At 39.7% G+C, this 17,352-nt stretch carries 17 protein-coding genes; all 17 read left to right on the plus strand.

The window, feature by feature from the left end:
• Window positions 1-160: 160 nt before the first annotated feature.
• Window positions 161-943 carry a CheR family methyltransferase gene (locus AC2YJL_RS02910; protein WP_230933533.1) on the plus strand — a complete coding sequence of 261 codons (783 nt, stop codon included), beginning with the start codon at window positions 161-163 and terminating at the stop codon, window positions 941-943.
• Between the two features lie 134 nt (window positions 944-1,077).
• On the plus strand, window positions 1,078-2,250 hold the full coding sequence (gene aroC, locus AC2YJL_RS02915; RefSeq protein ID WP_251568785.1) for a chorismate synthase: 1,173 nt from the start codon (window positions 1,078-1,080) through the stop codon (window positions 2,248-2,250).
• Window positions 2,250-3,332 carry a 3-dehydroquinate synthase gene (aroB, locus tag AC2YJL_RS02920; protein WP_230933532.1) on the plus strand — a complete coding sequence of 361 codons (1,083 nt, stop codon included), beginning with the start codon at window positions 2,250-2,252 and terminating at the stop codon, window positions 3,330-3,332. The genes aroC and aroB overlap by 1 nt, the downstream gene beginning before the upstream one ends.
• Before the next feature lie 283 nt (window positions 3,333-3,615).
• Window positions 3,616-5,130: an anthranilate synthase component I gene (trpE, locus tag AC2YJL_RS02925; protein ID WP_251568784.1), complete on the plus strand. Its 1,515-nt coding sequence runs from the start codon at window positions 3,616-3,618 to the stop codon at window positions 5,128-5,130.
• Entirely contained in the window at window positions 5,123-6,148 is a 1,026-nt protein-coding gene (trpD, locus tag AC2YJL_RS02930; protein ID WP_251568782.1) for an anthranilate phosphoribosyltransferase, read from the plus strand. Before trpE ends, trpD begins: the two co-directional genes overlap by 8 nt.
• The gene (trpC, locus tag AC2YJL_RS02935; RefSeq protein ID WP_014458352.1) at window positions 6,138-6,905 is read left to right on the plus strand and encodes an indole-3-glycerol phosphate synthase TrpC; all 768 of its coding nucleotides are present in this window, start codon (window positions 6,138-6,140) and stop codon (window positions 6,903-6,905) included. The genes trpD and trpC overlap by 11 nt, the downstream gene beginning before the upstream one ends.
• On the plus strand, window positions 6,895-7,521 hold the full coding sequence (locus tag AC2YJL_RS02940; protein ID WP_487374620.1) for a phosphoribosylanthranilate isomerase: 627 nt from the start codon (window positions 6,895-6,897) through the stop codon (window positions 7,519-7,521). The genes trpC and AC2YJL_RS02940 overlap by 11 nt, the downstream gene beginning before the upstream one ends.
• Window positions 7,518-8,732, plus strand: a complete 1,215-nt coding sequence (gene trpB / locus AC2YJL_RS02945) for a tryptophan synthase subunit beta (RefSeq protein WP_013059002.1) — start codon at window positions 7,518-7,520, stop codon at window positions 8,730-8,732. The genes AC2YJL_RS02940 and trpB overlap by 4 nt, the downstream gene beginning before the upstream one ends.
• Window positions 8,719-9,534: a tryptophan synthase subunit alpha gene (gene trpA / locus AC2YJL_RS02950; protein ID WP_042991910.1), complete on the plus strand. Its 816-nt coding sequence runs from the start codon at window positions 8,719-8,721 to the stop codon at window positions 9,532-9,534. The genes trpB and trpA overlap by 14 nt, the downstream gene beginning before the upstream one ends.
• A 4-nt stretch (window positions 9,535-9,538) precedes the next feature.
• Window positions 9,539-10,642, plus strand: coding sequence for a histidinol-phosphate transaminase (hisC, locus tag AC2YJL_RS02955; protein ID WP_230933529.1), 1,104 nt, complete (start codon window positions 9,539-9,541; stop codon window positions 10,640-10,642).
• Between the two features lie 72 nt (window positions 10,643-10,714).
• Window positions 10,715-11,815 carry a prephenate dehydrogenase gene (locus tag AC2YJL_RS02960; RefSeq protein ID WP_195695952.1) on the plus strand — a complete coding sequence of 367 codons (1,101 nt, stop codon included), beginning with the start codon at window positions 10,715-10,717 and terminating at the stop codon, window positions 11,813-11,815.
• Window positions 11,816-11,836: 21 nt separating this feature from the next.
• Window positions 11,837-13,126 carry a 3-phosphoshikimate 1-carboxyvinyltransferase gene (gene aroA / locus AC2YJL_RS02965; RefSeq protein WP_230933528.1) on the plus strand — a complete coding sequence of 430 codons (1,290 nt, stop codon included), beginning with the start codon at window positions 11,837-11,839 and terminating at the stop codon, window positions 13,124-13,126.
• A 258-nt stretch (window positions 13,127-13,384) separates the two neighbouring features.
• Window positions 13,385-14,641 (plus strand): tetratricopeptide repeat protein, encoded by a 1,257-nt coding sequence (locus AC2YJL_RS02970; RefSeq protein ID WP_251568780.1) that lies wholly within the window; start codon window positions 13,385-13,387, stop codon window positions 14,639-14,641.
• A gap of 97 nt (window positions 14,642-14,738) precedes the next feature.
• Complete coding sequence (locus AC2YJL_RS02975; RefSeq protein WP_013058996.1) at window positions 14,739-15,284, plus strand: ReoY family proteolytic degradation factor; 546 nt, start codon at window positions 14,739-14,741, stop codon at window positions 15,282-15,284.
• 117 nt (window positions 15,285-15,401) lie between these two features.
• The gene (locus tag AC2YJL_RS02980) at window positions 15,402-15,860 is read left to right on the plus strand and encodes a YpiF family protein (protein WP_230933527.1); all 459 of its coding nucleotides are present in this window, start codon (window positions 15,402-15,404) and stop codon (window positions 15,858-15,860) included.
• A 204-nt stretch (window positions 15,861-16,064) separates the two neighbouring features.
• Window positions 16,065-16,565: a QcrA and Rieske domain-containing protein gene (locus tag AC2YJL_RS02985; RefSeq protein ID WP_013058993.1), complete on the plus strand. Its 501-nt coding sequence runs from the start codon at window positions 16,065-16,067 to the stop codon at window positions 16,563-16,565.
• 3 nt (window positions 16,566-16,568) lie between these two features.
• Window positions 16,569-17,243 carry a menaquinol-cytochrome c reductase cytochrome b subunit gene (gene qcrB / locus AC2YJL_RS02990; RefSeq protein ID WP_013058992.1) on the plus strand — a complete coding sequence of 225 codons (675 nt, stop codon included), beginning with the start codon at window positions 16,569-16,571 and terminating at the stop codon, window positions 17,241-17,243.
• Window positions 17,244-17,352 lie beyond the last annotated feature (109 nt).

Below are 17,352 nucleotides of genomic sequence, written 5' to 3' on the forward strand. Positions count from 1 at the left end.
TTGTTTTTATAAATAGGTCCTAGGCTATTGATTGCGAATATCTCTCTACATAAACATTTTCACAATGTATTCCGATATATTAGTAAGAAGATAAGCATATATAAAGGTTTTATTTCTTTATATAGCATCAACGTATAGAAATAAGAAAGGAGAGTCAAAAATGATAGATGAATACGACGCGTTTGTGGAGAAAATAAAAATAAAAACAGGCATTGATTTATCACTATATAAGCAGTCTCAAATGCAACGCCGCCTTACCTCCCTATATGAAAAAAAGGGTTTTTCTAGTTTTTTTGAATATTACCGAGCAATGAACAGTAATAACGAACTGCTTGAGGAGTTTTTAGATCGGATGACGATTAACGTGTCAGAGTTTTATCGCAACTATCAGCGGTGGGATATATTGGAGCAAAAAATTTTACCGACTCTTGTAAAAGGAAAAACAGACCTGAAAGTGTGGAGCGCTGCCTGTTCAACAGGGGAAGAGCCATATACACTAGCGATGGTTTTATCAACATTTTTTCCTCTTTCGCGTATTTCTATATTGGCGACTGATTTGGATGAAAAAGTGATCGAAAAAGCAAAAATAGGCTTTTATGATGAACGTTCACTTCAGGAAATGCCTGTTTCGATGAAAAATAAGTACTTTCAACAAAGAGGAACCGGGTACTTATTAGATGAAAAAATCAAAAAAACAGTTGTTTTTCAGAAACATAACTTACTGTCAGACTCTTTTCCAAAAAACGTTGACTTGATTGTTTGTCGAAATGTGCTTATTTATTTTACAGATGAAGCAAAGCATGCTTTATATGAAAAATTTAGCAGATCTTTAGCACCTGGCGGCATCTTATTTGTAGGTAGCACAGAACAGGTTTTTACTCCGCAAAAGTATGGATTTGAAACGGCTGATACGTTTTTTTACAGAAAAGTAAAGACCATTTAATCGAGACAACCAGAAGCGGTTTCTTAAAAGCTGAGGTGAAACTTTTTGTACATTCTTATGTTATAGTATGGTATAGTCATATTTAAAAATGGAAAAATTCTGACGAATAATACATATTAAGCGGAGGTACGATTATGCGATATTTAACAGCAGGAGAATCACATGGTCCACAATTGACTACTATTTTAGAGGGTGTTCCGGCAGGGCTTCCTTTAACAGTCGAAGACATCAATACAGATTTAGCGCGAAGACAAAAAGGTCATGGTCGCGGAAGACGTATGCAAATTGAAAAAGATCAAGCGGAAATTTTAAGCGGTGTCCGCCACGGCTATACGCTAGGATCTCCTATTACGTTAGCGGTAGAAAATAACGACTGGAAACACTGGACAAAAATTATGGGCATCGAGCCAATTTCTGAAGAAGAGTCAGAAGAAGTAAAGCGTAAAATCTCGAGACCAAGACCAGGGCATGCCGATTTAAACGGCGCTATTAAATATGGTCATCGCGATATGAGAAATGTATTAGAACGTTCTTCAGCTCGCGAAACAACTGTAAGGGTAGCAGCAGGTGCTGTGGCTCGTCAAATTCTTGCTCAGTTCGGGATTTCTGTAGCTGGACATGTATTAGAAATTGGCGGCGTACAGGCAAATCCGCCTCAATACAAAAGCTTAGAGGAACTTCAAGAAGTCACTGAAGCTTCCCCAGTAAGATGTTTTGACTCAGATGTTGAGAAAGACATGATGCAAGCAATCGATGATGCTAAGAAAAATGGCGATTCTATCGGAGGCGTAGTAGAAGTTATTATTGAAGGCGTGCCAGCAGGAGTAGGCAGCTATGTTCATTACGATCGTAAATTAGATGCGAAGATTGCTGCAGCTGTTATGAGCATTAATGCATTTAAAGGCGTTGAGTTTGGGATTGGCTTTGAAGCGGCTCGCAGACCAGGAAGCGAAGTTCATGACGAAATTCTATGGGATGAAAAGAACGGGTATACCCGTAAAACAAACAACTTAGGCGGCTTTGAAGGCGGCATGACAACAGGTATGCCAATTGTAGTACGCGGTGTAATGAAACCTATTCCAACGCTTTACAAGCCGTTAAAAAGTGTTGATATTGAAACAAAAGAAGCCTTCGAGGCAAGCATCGAACGTTCAGACAGCTGCGCTGTGCCGGCGGCAAGCGTTGTCGCAGAAGCCGTTGTAGCTTGGGAATTGGCTGATGCGCTAATCGAACAGTTTGGACAAGACCGAATTGATTTAATTGCTGAAAATATTGAGAAAATGCGTGCACATGCGAGGGAGTTTTAATGTTGCAAATTGATATTCAAACTTTATCCAAAACATATCCTCTTTATTTAGGAAATGGATTAATTGAAAAGCTGCCTTCTATTATCGAGAGTGTAAAACCTAATCTGTCGTCCGTGTTAATCATCACCGATTCAGCCGTAGATTCATATTATGGAGAAGCGGTTGTAAAAGCGATTGAGACGCAGTTTAAAGTGGCTAAATACGTAGTGCCAAGCGGTGAACATGCAAAGTCATTTCAACATTACTACGATTGTCAGACATTTGCGCTCGAGCAGCAGCTTGATCGAAATGCGCTCGTTATTGCTTTTGGCGGAGGGGTAGTAGGCGATTTAGCTGGATTTGTAGCCGCTACTTATATGAGAGGTGTTTCTTTTATTCAAGTGCCAACGACGCTTCTTGCTCACGATAGTGCTGTAGGCGGTAAAGTAGCCATTAATCATGAGCTTGGGAAAAATATGATTGGTGCTTTTTATCAGCCTGAAGCGGTTGTTTATGATATTGATCTTCTTAAAACGCTTCCCGAAAGAGAATGGCGTTCCGGTTTTGCAGAAGTGATTAAACACGCTTTTATTCACGATGAAGCATTTTATAAATGGCTTCAGCAAAATATACAATCGCTGACTGATTTACAAGATGAAAAATTAATTTATGCTATTCAAAGCGGTATTTTAGTCAAAGCATCTGTTGTAAAAGAAGATGAGACAGAAGCTGGCGTTCGCGCCCATCTGAACTTTGGACATACGCTAGGTCATGCGATCGAAGCAGAGTGCGGCTATGGACAAATCAGCCACGGAGAAGGCGTAGCGATTGGTATGCTGTTTGCTATGAAAGTCAGCAATGTTCTTGGAAAAAGTCAGTTCCCTGTGGACGACATTGCGAAATGGTTTGAAAAATTTGGCTACAAGACGTCTGTCCCAAACCATCTTTCAGCTGAAAAACTGCTCGTAAGAATGAAAGCGGACAAGAAGTCTAAATCAAGCAATGTTCACATGGTACTGCTTGAAGGCATAGGCAAGCCTTTTGTTCAGCAAGTAGAAGATGAAGTGATTCTTAAACTGCTGAATGAAGAGCTTAAAGCTTAGTTTCGTCTAAAGCCAAGTAGATAGTAGTTGACAAATGAATTTGAAACGTACTACAATTGGTAACAAGTTAGTTTAGAGATTTTAGTTATGAGAAAACAATAGACAGTTTAGTTGAGATTAGGGTAGACGAGAATGAGACAGTTGAGCAGAGTTTAGTTGAGTGAATTTTACCATTCGTATACCCAAAGGCCCATTTTTGATGTGTCTTTGGGTTTATTTATTATATCCTCTTTTATATAACCTCATCTATTCTCATTCTCCATGAAATGGAGGATTGAAAGATATGACGAACACGTATACTTCTTTTTTAGAAGACTCTACAGAGTATTTAACCATTCCAATTATAAAAAAAATATTTATCGATAGCATGACACCTGTTGATCTTTTTCAACAAGTAAAAGATGAAGCCGTATATTTGCTTGAAAGTAATGATGAATCATCACCATGGTCCAATTATTCTTTTATTGGCTTAAATCCATTTTTGTATGTCGAGGAAGAAAACGGAACCTATCTAGCAAAAAACAAGCAGCTTCAGCCTATGCTGCAAGGAGACAGCTTTAAAGAGGTATTTTGTAAAATTCAGCAAGAGCTGAAAGTGAAAGTACCAGACCTTGCACTTCCTTTTAAAGGAGGAGCAGTAGGGTTTATCAGCTACGACGCAGTATCGCAAATTGAAAAAGTAAACGTACATGCCCAAAATGATTTGAACATGCCTACTTTTCACTTTATCTATTGTCAAACGATGCTTGCGTACAATCATCAAACAAAAGAGCTTATGGTGATTCATTACATTCAGCTTGATGAGCAAGACAAAGAGCAGCAGAAAAAAGAAAAATACGGTGAAGCTTTAGCAGAGATCAATCGATATGTTGAAAGAATAGCGCAGACGGTGAAAGAAAAGCCAATGATGTTTGAAAGCGAGCAGCGCGAAGTTAGCTTTGAAGGCGTGACATCGTCATACCAAAAAGATAAATTTGTGCAAGATGTGGAAAAAATTAAGGAATACATTAAAAGCGGAGATGTTTTTCAAGCCGTATTGTCACAGAGATTTCAAATTGATACGACCGTAGCTGGATTTGATATTTACAGAGTATTGCGATTAGTTAATCCGTCTCCTTATTTATTTTACGTGAAAGTAAAAGGCGTGGAGCTAATTGGAAGTTCTCCTGAGCGGTTGATTCAAATTGAAAACGGCCATTTAGAAATTCATCCGATTGCAGGAACGAGAAGACGTGGCAGGGATGCAGAAGAAGATGCGCGCTTATACGAAGACTTAATTAACGATGAAAAAGAGCGGGCAGAACACTATATGCTCGTGGACTTAGCAAGAAATGACATCGGCCGAGTTGCACAGTATGGAAGTGTCCAAACACCAGTATTAATGCAGCAGGTTAACTTTTCGCACGTCATGCACTTGATTTCTAAAGTGACAGGGCGCCTTGACGAAAAAGTACATCCCATTGATGCGCTGCTTTCTGCATTTCCAGCGGGTACCGTATCTGGCGCTCCAAAAGTGCGAGCGATGCAAATCTTAAATGAAATTGAACCAGTTGCGCGAAATGTATATGCAGGAACCGTAGCATATCTCGGATTTGATGGAAACATTGATTCGTGCATTGCGATTCGGACCATTCTTTTGAAAGACCAGACCGCTTATATCCAGGCTGGAGCAGGAGTGGTTGCTGACTCAAAACCGGAGCTTGAGTGGAAAGAAACCCGCAATAAAGCCAGCGCTTTAATCAAAACAATTCAATTGGCCCAAGACATCTACGATAAAAAGGAGGATGTATATGTTTAAAGAATTGTTAAAAAAGTGTTTGCGCGGTGAGTCACTTTCAGCGGAAGAAGCAGAAAAAATTATGAATGATATTATGAACGGTAAAGTCCCGGCAGCTCAAATCGCTAGCGTGCTAACCATCTTAACGTACCGAGGAGAAACCGTCGATGAAATTGTCGGTTTTGTCCGAGGTATGAAAAATAATATGAATGCTATTTCTCTAGAAGAATTAAACGTAGTAGATACATGCGGTACCGGAGGAGATGGGGCCTCTACGTTTAATATCTCGACGGCTAGTGCGATTGTGGCATCTGCTACCGGAGTAAAGGTTGCGAAACACGGGAACCGCGCCGTATCTTCTAAAAGCGGAAGTGCCGACGTGTTAGAACATCTGGATATATGGATTCAAGGAAATGAAAAAGAAGTGAAAAATGCGGTGGCTGACCTCAACATGTCCTTTTTGTTTGCGCCGCTTTATCATCCAGCTATGAAGCACGTTGCTGCTACTCGAAAGGAATTAGGATTTAGAACGGTTTTTAATGCATTAGGTCCATTAGCAAACCCTACTAACTGCACAAAGCAAGTAATTGGCGTTTATTCCATTGAGCTTGCACGAAAATTAGCAGAAGCGCTTGTTGTACTTGGAGCTAACCACGTCCTTCTGGTTGCAGGCAGAGACGGTTTGGATGAAATCAGTGCCACTGATGTAACGGACGTTGTAGAAGTACAGGGCAATGTCATTACAGAATATACGCTTGCACCAGAGGATGTACACTTACAGAGAGGGAAGCTTGAAGACTTAGTGGTAGAAGATGCAAAATCGAGTGCCGAGCTTATTGAATCGCTATTTTTAAATAAAAGCAATGTAACTGCTAAAAACGCAGTCGTGTTGAACTCTGCTGCAGCTATTTACGTTAGCGGAAACGTTTCTACTTTTGAAGAAGGAGTAGCTGTAGCTTTGGAAACAATTGAATCAGGTGCTGCATACACACAATTACAACGATTGAAATCGAAAAAGGTGGTTGAACATGCTCAATAAAATTATTGAAACAAAAAAAGAAGAAATTCAAAACCTACAGTTACCCGAACAGCAAAATGTTGCAAAACGATCATTTTTAGACGCTTTATCAAATCCGAATCGAGAGCTGGCTCTTATTGCAGAAGTGAAAAAAGCTTCTCCTTCCAAAGGATTAATAAAAGAGAATTTTCAGCCTGTGGAAATTGCTAAAGCCTACGAGAAAGGGAAAGCAGATGCTTTGTCTGTGTTAACAGATCAGCACTATTTTCAAGGACATCGAACGTTTTTAAGTGACATTAAACAGCATGTCTCTATCCCTGTGCTTCGCAAGGATTTCATCATTGATTCCATTCAAGTGGAAGAAAGTGCAAGAATCGGTGCTGATGCTATTTTACTCATTGGAGAAGCACTTGAACCATTAAAATTGCAAGAGCTTTATCTTCAAGCTGCCGAAAAAGAGTTAGATTGTTTAGTAGAAGTGCATTCTCTAGAAACGCTTGAAAAGCTGCTAGCTGTATTTACCCCGAAGATTATTGGAATTAATAATCGAAATCTTCATACGTTTGAAACCAGCTTGCAGCAGACCAAAGAAATCGCTAAACATGTTCCGAAAGATCAGCTGTTAGTGAGTGAAAGCGGCATTTACTTATACGAGGATGTTTCCTATGTAAAAGAAGCGGGAGCAAAAGCTATTTTAGTAGGGGAATCGCTTATGAGACAGGATAATCAAACCAAAGCGATTGAAAAGCTGTTTGGGGAAAGTGAATATGCTTATTAAGTATTGTGGGATTCGCTCAAAACAAGATATAGCTTTAATCGAAAAGTCGGCTGCTACTCACATTGGCTTTATTTTCTACCCAAAAAGTAAACGATATGTAAAGCCTGAACGAGTAAATGAGTTTGTAACGGATGAAATAAAAAAACAAGTCTCACTAGTAGGGGTATTTGTGAATACGCCGGTAGATCAAATACTTGAAATTGCCTTCGTAACAAATTTAGATGTAATTCAGTGCCACGGGCAAGAAACAGCTGCGGAGGTACGTCAGTTAAAGCAGCGTGGATATGAAGTGTGGAAAGCGCTCCCTCACAATAAAGAAACGCGGCAGCAAATGCATGTATATGAAGAAGCTGACGGGTATGTAATTGATAGCAAGGTTAAAGAACAATTTGGAGGAACGGGCGTCGCTTTTGATTGGAGCTTCGTTCCTCAGTATGAATCAGCTGCCCAAAGGTTAGGTAAAAAATGCTTTATTGCTGGAGGAATCAATGCTTGTAACATTGAGAACTTGTTACCCTATAAGCCTGGGGCGATTGATATTTCTGGCGGTATTGAAACAAATGGAACGAAGGACTATACAAAAATTATAGAGATTGAAAGGAAGATCATACTATGACATACAATCATCCTGATGAATTTGGCCGCTTTGGTGAATTTGGCGGAAAATACGTACCTGAAACATTAATGAAACCACTTGAAGAAGTAGAAGCAGCTTTGAATCAAGCAATGAAAGATCCGGCATTTAAAGATGAGTATCTATCTTTACTTGTTAACTACTCTGGGCGACCAACGGCTTTAACATATGCTGATAATATTACCGAAACGCTCGGCGGGGCAAAAATTTATTTAAAACGTGAAGACTTAAATCATACCGGTGCTCACAAAATCAATAATGCCATTGGACAGATTTTACTTGCTAAACGAATGGGCAAAACAAAAATTATTGCTGAAACAGGAGCGGGTCAGCACGGGGTAGCCACAGCTACAGTAGCTGCAAAGTTCGGAATGGAATGCAAAGTATTCATGGGAGAAGAAGATATTGAACGTCAGGCGTTGAACGTTTTTCGCATGAAGCTTCTAGGAGCGGAAGTCATTCCTGCAACTTCTGGAACAAAAACGCTAAAAGATGCAACAAATGAAGCAATTCGCTACTGGGTTCAACACTGTGAAGATCATTTTTACTTAATTGGTTCGGCCATTGGACCGCACCCTTATCCTAAAATGGTTCGAGATTTCCAAAAAATTATTGGAGAAGAAGCAAAAGAACAGTTTACAGCGGTAGAAGGAAAACTTCCGAATGCTGTCGTGGCATGCGTCGGAGGCGGCAGTAATGCAATCGGTATGTTCTATGATTTTATTAAAGAAGAGAATGTACGCTTGATTGGGGTAGAAGCAGGGGGGAAAGGACTAAATACAGCTCTTCATGCTGCTAAAATGGCTAAAGGTACAAAAGGTGTTATCCACGGAACGCTCACGTATTTACTTCAAGATGAAAATGGTCAAATTACAGAGCCTTATTCTATTTCAGCAGGTTTGGATTATCCAGGTATCGGTCCAGAGCATTCTCACCTTTCATCTATTGGACGAGTAGAATATGAAAGTGTAACGGATGATGAGTCAATTGAAGCTCTTCAGCTGCTGGCGAAAACAGAGGGAATCATTCCGGCTATTGAGTCCGCTCATGCGCTGGCAAAAGCATTTGAACTGGCTAAAAGCATGACGAAAGAAGAAACAATTTTAATTTGCTTGTCAGGTCGAGGAGATAAGGACGTTCATACATTAGTAAACTTGCTAGAAGGGAAGGAAGAAGAACATGAATACGTTTGAAGCGAGACTACCTAAACATGAAACATTGTTTATTCCATTTATTACAGCAGGAGATCCTCATGAAGATGCAACGGTGGATATTGCTTTGGCTTTGCAAAAGCAAGGTGCTTCTATTTTAGAGCTGGGCGTACCATATTCCGACCCTTTAGCAGATGGTCCAATTATTCAAGAGGCGTCCAAAAGAGCTTTATCTGGCGGTATGTCTATTTCAAAAGCCATTAAGCTTGTATCGGTGATGAGAAAAAAAGGTGTGAAAATACCGGTAATTCTCTTTACCTATTTTAATCCTGTGTTACAATTAGGTTTAGAATCCTTTTTCGCGTTAATGCGAGAAAATGAAATAGATGGAGTGCTAATTCCGGATTTACCGTACGAAGAGAGTGGCCGTATCCGGGAGCTTGCCGCTGAAAATAAAGTTGCGTACATTTCAATGGTTGCTCCTACATCTAAAGAGCGTATTCAAAAAATCGCTGCAGATGCAACGGGCTTCTTATACTGCGTGTCGTCTTTAGGCGTTACTGGGGTTCGCTCTACGTTGCCAGCTGATATTGGCACCTTTTTAGAAGATGTGAAAGCAGCAGCTTCTATACCGGTTGCCGTCGGCTTTGGAATTTCAACAAGTGAACAAGTAGAGGTGTTAAAAGAACATAGCGACGGCATTGTAATTGGAAGTGCAATTGTTAATAAAATTGGCCAGCTTGAACAAGTTCTTTTAAATAAGGATACACGCCGAGACGGATTAAATCAAATTGAGGAGTATGTTGCATCCATCGTTTCGCCTATACAAAAATGCGAGGTGTAACACGTTGAAGGTAAAAGAACAATTACTAACTTTATCTCCATATAAACCAGGTAAGCCAATTGAAGAAGTAAAGCGTGAATTTAATTTAGATCGCGTCGTAAAATTAGCGTCTAATGAAAATCCTTACGGCAGTTCTGCTTTAGTAAAAGAGGCGATTGCTACAGAAATCGAAAATATGGCGCTTTATCCAGACGGCTATGCAGCTGAACTGCGTGCAGCAGTAGCAAAGCACGTAGGCGTAGAGCAAGATCAGCTGATTTTTGGAAATGGGTCTGATGAAGTCATTCAAATTATTTGCCGAGCTTTGCTATCGGCTGATACAAATACTGTCATGCCGACGCCGTCATTTCCTCAATATAAGCACAATGCCGTAATTGAAGGTGCAGAAATCCGTGAAGTACCGCTGCGCGGCGGAGATCATGATTTAGATGCTATGCTTCGTGCAATTGATGAAAATACGACAATTGTGTGGGTATGCAGCCCTAATAACCCAACGGGAACGTATGTGAAGGGCGATGAGTTAATTTCTTTTATGAAACAAGTTCCTAAGCATACATTAATCGTTATGGATGAAGCCTATTTTGAGTATGCAGCAGATCAAGCCGACTATCCGAATACGGTAGAGTTTTTGAATGAATACGAAAACTTAATTGTACTTCGCACATTTTCAAAAGCATACGGCTTAGCTTCTTTGCGCATTGGTTACGGTATTGCAAACGAATCATTGCTACAAAAAATTGAGCCGGCTCGTGAACCTTTTAATACAAGCCGCATGGCTCAAAAAGCAGCAATCGTTGCTCTTGAAGACCAAGCGTTCATTGAAGAGTGTAAAAAGAAAAATGAAGAAGGCTTGCAGCAATATTATGCTTTCTGTGATAAGAACGGCTTAAACTATTATCCTTCTTTCACTAACTTTGTTCTAATTGATTTTGGCCGTCAAGGCGATGAAGTGTTTCAATTTTTATTGCAGCGCGGATTTATCGTCCGTTCAGGGAATGCATTAGGCTTCCCAACTTCCGTTCGTATTACGGTGGGAACGAAAGAACAAAATGAACAAATCATTGAATTGCTTCAGCAGTTTGTTAGTCAAGAAGCGGCGAAAGCTTAATACCCAATATAGTAAAAGATGAGAGTGTGATTTCACACTCTCATCTTCATATGTACAATGAGGTGAAGGAAAGTGACAGAAAATGTTTTTGTTATAGGCCTGGGGTTAATTGGAGGATCGCTGGCGCTTAATATAAAAAAGACGCATCATCATCTTGATGTAATAGGTTTTGACATTAATCAAGAGCAGCTGGAGCTTGCCAAAACCCTAGGTGTAATTGACCAAGCGGCTTCTTCTTTGCAACAAGGCGCTGAGCAAGCGGATTATATTGTTATTGCTATTCCGGTTACTCAAGCAGCGGAAGTGCTAAAACAGTTAGAACGTTTTACGCTCAAACAGTCTGTTATCGTCACAGACGTAGGAAGTACAAAAGAAGAGGTAGTGAAGACAGCGGAAGCTCTTATTGCTAAAGGCATTGAGTTTATCGGCGGCCACCCAATGGCTGGGTCTCATAAAAGCGGAGTAGCTGCTTCTAAAGCTCATTTGTTTGAAAATGCCATGTATGTATTAACACCTTCATCTTCTACTTCTTCGGAGGCTTTGGACAGTTTAAAGGAATTGCTAAGTGGTACAAAAGCTAAAATTATTGTGATGTCACCAAAAGAACATGATAAATTAGCGGGTGTCATCAGCCATTTTCCTCATATTATTGCTGCAAGCCTTGTTCATCAAGCAGAATATTACCAACAAGACAACCAGCTAGTTTCGCAGCTTGCAGCTGGAGGGTTTCGCGATATTACACGTATTGCTTCAAGCAGTCCAGCGATGTGGAGAGATATTTTGCTTCATAATCAGGATGCGCTTCTTTCAATGTTTGACCACTGGCTTGAAGAAATGAACGACGTGCGAAATATGATCGAACGAAAAGACGCGAACGATATCTATACATATTTTTCACAAGCAAAACAATTTAGAGATCAGCTTCCTGTACGAACCAAAGGAGCGATTCCATCCTTTTATGATCTCTATGTGGATGTTCCTGACTATCCGGGGATTATTTCAGAAGTAACGGGTTATTTAGCAGAAGATGAAATCAGTATTACAAACATTCGAATTTTAGAAACACGAGAAGACATATACGGAGTATTACGTTTGAGCTTTCAAACAGAGGAAGATAGAAAGCGGGCAAGAGCGTGTCTCCATCAGCATCAATATCAGACGTTTATTTCTTAATGTATGAAAGGCGTGAATGAAATGAGTGGAAAACAATTAAAAACGAATCTTTCATCTCTCCAAGGAGAAATTTCTATTCCTGGAGATAAATCGATTTCTCACAGAGCTGTGATGTTCGGAGCCATGGCAGAGGGGAAAACAACAATTAATCATTTTTTAGCAGGGGAAGATTGCTTAAGTACGATTTCGTGTTTTGAAAAGATGGGCGTATCGATTAAAAGAGAAGGCGAGTATGTCGAAGTCGAAGGTAAAGGTATCGAAGGGTTAAGTGAACCTGCTTCCATCCTAGATGTAGGAAATTCAGGAACGACTACTCGTTTAATGCTTGGAATTCTTGCAGGTGTGCCATTTCATACGTCTCTAATTGGAGATGAGTCGATTGCCAAGCGTCCTATGAGCCGCGTTACGGTGCCCCTGCGCTCTATGGGTGCAAAGATTGATGGGCGTGAGCACGGCCAATATACGCCTTTATCGACTCGAGGAGGCGCTTTAAAAGCAATTCATTACCATTCTCCTGTAGCAAGTGCACAAGTAAAATCAGCGATTTTACTAGCGGGACTTCATGCAGAAGGCACAACAAAAGTAACCGAGCCTTTTACATCACGTGACCATACAGAGCGTATGCTTCGCGCCTTTGGAGTAGACGTAGAGGTAGATGGAACGACTGTAAGCATTGAAGGAGGACAATCTCTGCGCGGAACGGATGTATACGTACCTGGTGACATTTCTTCAGCCGCGTTCTTTCTTGTTGCAGGAGCCATTGTTCCAAACAGCCGAATCGTTTTGAAAAACGTCGGACTCAATCCTACAAGAACAGGTATTATTGATGTGCTTCAGCAAATGGGTGCACGTCTTACAATTTCTAATGAACGTATTCAAAATGGAGAGCCTATTGGCGATTTGGCGATTGAAACGTCTCAGTTGAAAGGGATTGAAATTGGGGGGGATTTAATTCCTCGTTTAATTGATGAAATTCCAGTGATTGCTCTTTTGGCGACTCAGGCGAATGGGAAAACGGTTATTAAAGATGCCGAAGAATTAAAAGTAAAAGAAACGAACCGTATCGATACGGTTGCAACGGAGTTAAGCAAGCTCGGTGCCTCTGTTACTCCAACAGCTGATGGCCTCATCATTGAAGGTAAGACTGCTCTAAAAAGCGGTGAAGTAGACAGCTATGGAGATCATCGAATTGGAATGATGCTTGCGGTCGCAGCAGCCATTGCAACGGGAGAGGTAACACTAATGAGAAGTGAAGCTATTCACGTCTCCTATCCTACTTTCTTTGAAGATCTTGATAAACTAAGCGAATAAGAAAGAGGCTGGAACAAGCGCATTTTGGTTGAAGGAAAATCCGAACGATGAATTGATATTCTTGATAGAGAATCAAACTCGTTCGGATTTTTATTCGAAAAATGTAAGCGTATTCAAATTGATTTGTTGAACAAACGCTCAAACTATTTTATCATGGTGTATAGAAGCATGTGTTCTTGCTTCGGTTTGGAAAAATAGAAAATTAATTCGTTTTATTTTTATATAAAAAGTGAATGTAATAATAAAGGAGAATTGTGTGTGAAAGAACTAGACCGCGCGATAGGTTACGTAGAATCCAATGAAATTGAAAAAGGTCTTGCCCTTATTCATGAATTGAAAGACAAAGCTACAGACGAAGAAAAATTTTTAATAACTGAACAGCTTCAGGAGTGGGGACTAGTAAATGATGCGCTGCCTTTAATAGACGAGCTCATCGCTAAATACCCAGAAGAAGGCGAGCTGTATTTATTAAAAGCTGAAATGCTTATCGATTTAGAAGAAGAAGAAGAAGCGATTCATATTTTAAATCAAATTAGCAGCGAAGATGATAACTACGTGCCAGCTCTGCTTCTTGTAGCTGACTTATATCAAATGCAAGGCCTTAGTGAAGTAAGTGAGCAAAAGTTAATGGAAGCGAAAAAAATGCTTCCAAATGAGCCGGTTATAGATTTTGGGCTCGGTGAATTTTACAGCAGTCAAGGAATTTATCAAAAGGCGATTCCTTTTTATCAAACGCTGCTAAAAACAGAAAAAGAATTTAACGGCACGGATCTTCGTCAGCGATTAGCTGAAAGTTTAGCAGGTATCGGCCAGTTCGAAGAAGCTCTTCCTTACTTTGATCAAGCGCTAAAAGATAAGCTTGAGATTAACACACTATTTGAATATGCGATTTCAGCGTATCAAGCAGGTCATTATCAGACCGCTATTGAAAAGTTCACAGAACTAAAAGAGCTAGACCGTGAGTACCATTCTCTTTATTTATATTTAGCAAAATCATATGAACATGAAGAGATGCTAGAAGAGGCTGCGGTGGCTGTCAACGAAGGTATTGCGCAAGATGAATTTCAAAAAGAACTTTACTTTTTTAAAGGGAAGATAGCATTAAAGCGCGGTCTAGAAGAAGAGGCTGAATCGGCATTTCAACAAGCGATTGCACTAGATCCAGGGTATATTGAAGCCATTTTAACTCTCTCTAAACTTTATATGAGTCAAGAGAGATATGAAGATGTAGTGGAGAATATCGAGCACGCCAAAGAATATAATGAGCATGACCCTCATTTTGAATGGGATTTAGCAAAAGCTCACCAGGAATTAGAAAATTATGAAGAAGCGCTAAAATACTACGAATCTGCATACACTGTTTTTAAAGAAGAGTATGCGTTTTTAGAAGAGTATGGCTACTTCTTATTAGAAGAAGGACAGCGTTCGAAAGCGAAGGGGATTTTCCAAGCCTTATTAGCAATGGATCCAACAGTAGATGAAATTCAAGACATATTATTTCAATTAGAAGAATAAATAATAGTTCAGAGGATTTTATTGCTGCCGTGTGGAATAAATAACTGTAAAAGGTGTTTTAACTGAGAGTTTAAACACAGAGGAGGGAAGTGAGAATATGACGACCCCTGTTACTGTCAACGAGAAAAAAGAATTTGTTCGCTGGTTTTTAACGAATTATCAGCTGAAGCGCAGAGAATGTGTATGGATTTTAAATTATTTGATGAGCCATGATCAATTGATGAAACGAGTTCACTTCGTTGAGCAAGCACAGTTTTGTCCTCGCGGGATGGTGATGTCTACGCACTGTGTGGAAGACCCTCCATTTCGTTTTTATAAAGAAAATATCATGACAACCGATGCAGAAAAATCATTTCATGATATTCGTTTGAATCGAGAAGAAGACATTTATATTCAATTAAACTTCCGATCGTTGTATTCATCGCCTCAATATGTGGCTGTACTGGAAGACAATCCGTATATGCCAAAAGCTAATCAAACAAATGAAAAAGACAGAGTATTAGCTGAGCAAATATTGGAAGAATCTATTCAGAAGTTTCAGCGATCAAAAATCATGGAACTAATTGATAAAGCATTAGATGAAAATGACAAAGAGGAATTTCAGCGCTTAAGCGAATATTTAAATAACCATTATGTACAGTAGATAAACGAGGGATTGGCTAGCTTCTTAGAAAAAGGTCAATCTCTTTTTTTATCTTCTTATTCATTTTGGAATATAAATAAGACAAGCTTTAGGGAGCTTGCTGAGAGGAGAAGGAAGTTGAAGCTTCAGGCCAAGGAAATGGATGTGTATCTACAATCCAAAAGTTATGTTGATACCGTATTGGTTCCGCTCATTCCAATTGATTTCGGAGAAGATTTAAAGCTTACGGCATCTATGAGTGAATATACGACTGCTCTTACTGAAGAGTTAGAAAGGCAATTTAAAGGAAGAGTGATTTTAACACCTAGTTTTACATACTTAAAAAAAGATGGAGTAGCTGCTGTTTATGAAACATTACTTCGTTGGAATGAGCATATAAATGACAATGAAGTCAAACATCTTTTTGTGCTTACTAGCGACCGAGACTGGCTGCAGTATGAAAAAGAAATAGGGGCGTACTGCATTTGGATACCTGCTTTACCGCTTGAGCATATAGATGAGTCGCATAAGTATACGCTCATACATGAACAAGTTCAACAGCTCTTACCGATTTTTGTAGAAAAATGGAGTGTTTAAAAAGACTGTAGAATAAGTAATGGAAGCGCACACAAAATAATGACGAAAAATTTAGAAAAATAAAGATTATTTCCATGTTTTAGGTTTTTATTGTATTGACCTTCCAGAAATATTAATATATCATGATTATGTCCTAGTTTAATAGAATGGTCCATCATGTGTCCAAAATTCTCTGGACTGAACTTTTTTAAAGGGGGGAAAAGCATGGGTGATCGGGTATCAAGACGACAGTTTTTAAACTATACGCTCACTGGTGTAGGGGGATTCATGGCTGCTGGAATGTTAATGCCAATGGTGCGCTTTGCAGTAGATCCAATTTTAGAAAAAGAAGCGGGTCAGGATTTAGTAGCTGTAGCGCAGGTTAAAGACATTACAAAAGAGCCGAAACGTGTCGATTTTAAAATCAAGCAAGTGGATGCGTGGCATAAATCAGAAGAGCCAAGATCGGCTTGGGTGTACAAAACTGATAAAGGTGAAATCGTCGCGCTGTCACCAATTTGTAAGCATTTAGGCTGTACGGTTAACTGGGCTGGTGACAAAAACTATCCACACCGTTTCTACTGCCCTTGTCATGGGGGAATGTATGAAAAAAGCGGTAAAAATGTACCGGGGACACCACCGATGGGACCGTTAGATGTATACGTTCAAAAAGTAAAAGGCGGTACGTTATATCTAGGAAAAGCCAAACCACAAGGAGGGGCATAGAAAATGTTGAATAAAATCTATGACTGGGTGGATGAACGGCTAGATATTACTCCTTTATGGCGAGATGTGGCCGATCATGAAGTGCCAGAGCACGTAAATCCCGCACATCACTTTTCAGCATTTGTGTATTGTTTTGGTGGATTAACGTTTTTTGTTACCGTTATTCAAATTTTATCAGGCATGTTTTTAACCATGTATTATGTACCAGATATAAAAAATGCATGGGAATCCGTTTATTATCTGCAAAATGAAGTCGCTTTCGGACAAATTGTTCGAGGTATGCATCACTGGGGAGCAAGTTTGGTTATCGTCATGATGTTTTTACATACACTTCGTGTTTTCTTCCAAGGAGCATACAAAAAACCCCGCGAGTTAAACTGGATTGTGGGTGTGTTAATTTTCTTTGTTATGTTAGGTTTAGGTTTTACAGGTTATTTGTTGCCGTGGGATATGAAAGCGCTATTTGCAACGAAAGTAGGTTTGCAAATTGCCGAATCCACACCAATTATAGGCCAGCAAGTGAAGACATTACTCTCAGGACATCCAGACATCGTTGGTGCTCAAACACTAACTCGCTTTTTCGCCATTCACGTATTCTTTTTACCCGGAGCTCTACTTGGCTTAATGGGTGCCCACTTCTTAATGATTCGTAAACAAGGAATTTCAGGACCACTATAAAATTTTATACGCTTTATTCAAGTATTCAATCACACTAGTCATCATATGCATCAAGCACATACTCCGTTGTTAGTACTTTCACTAGAACAGTGAGAAAAAGGAGGGAGAA

Source organism: Priestia sp. SRI_019, assembly GCF_057586255.1.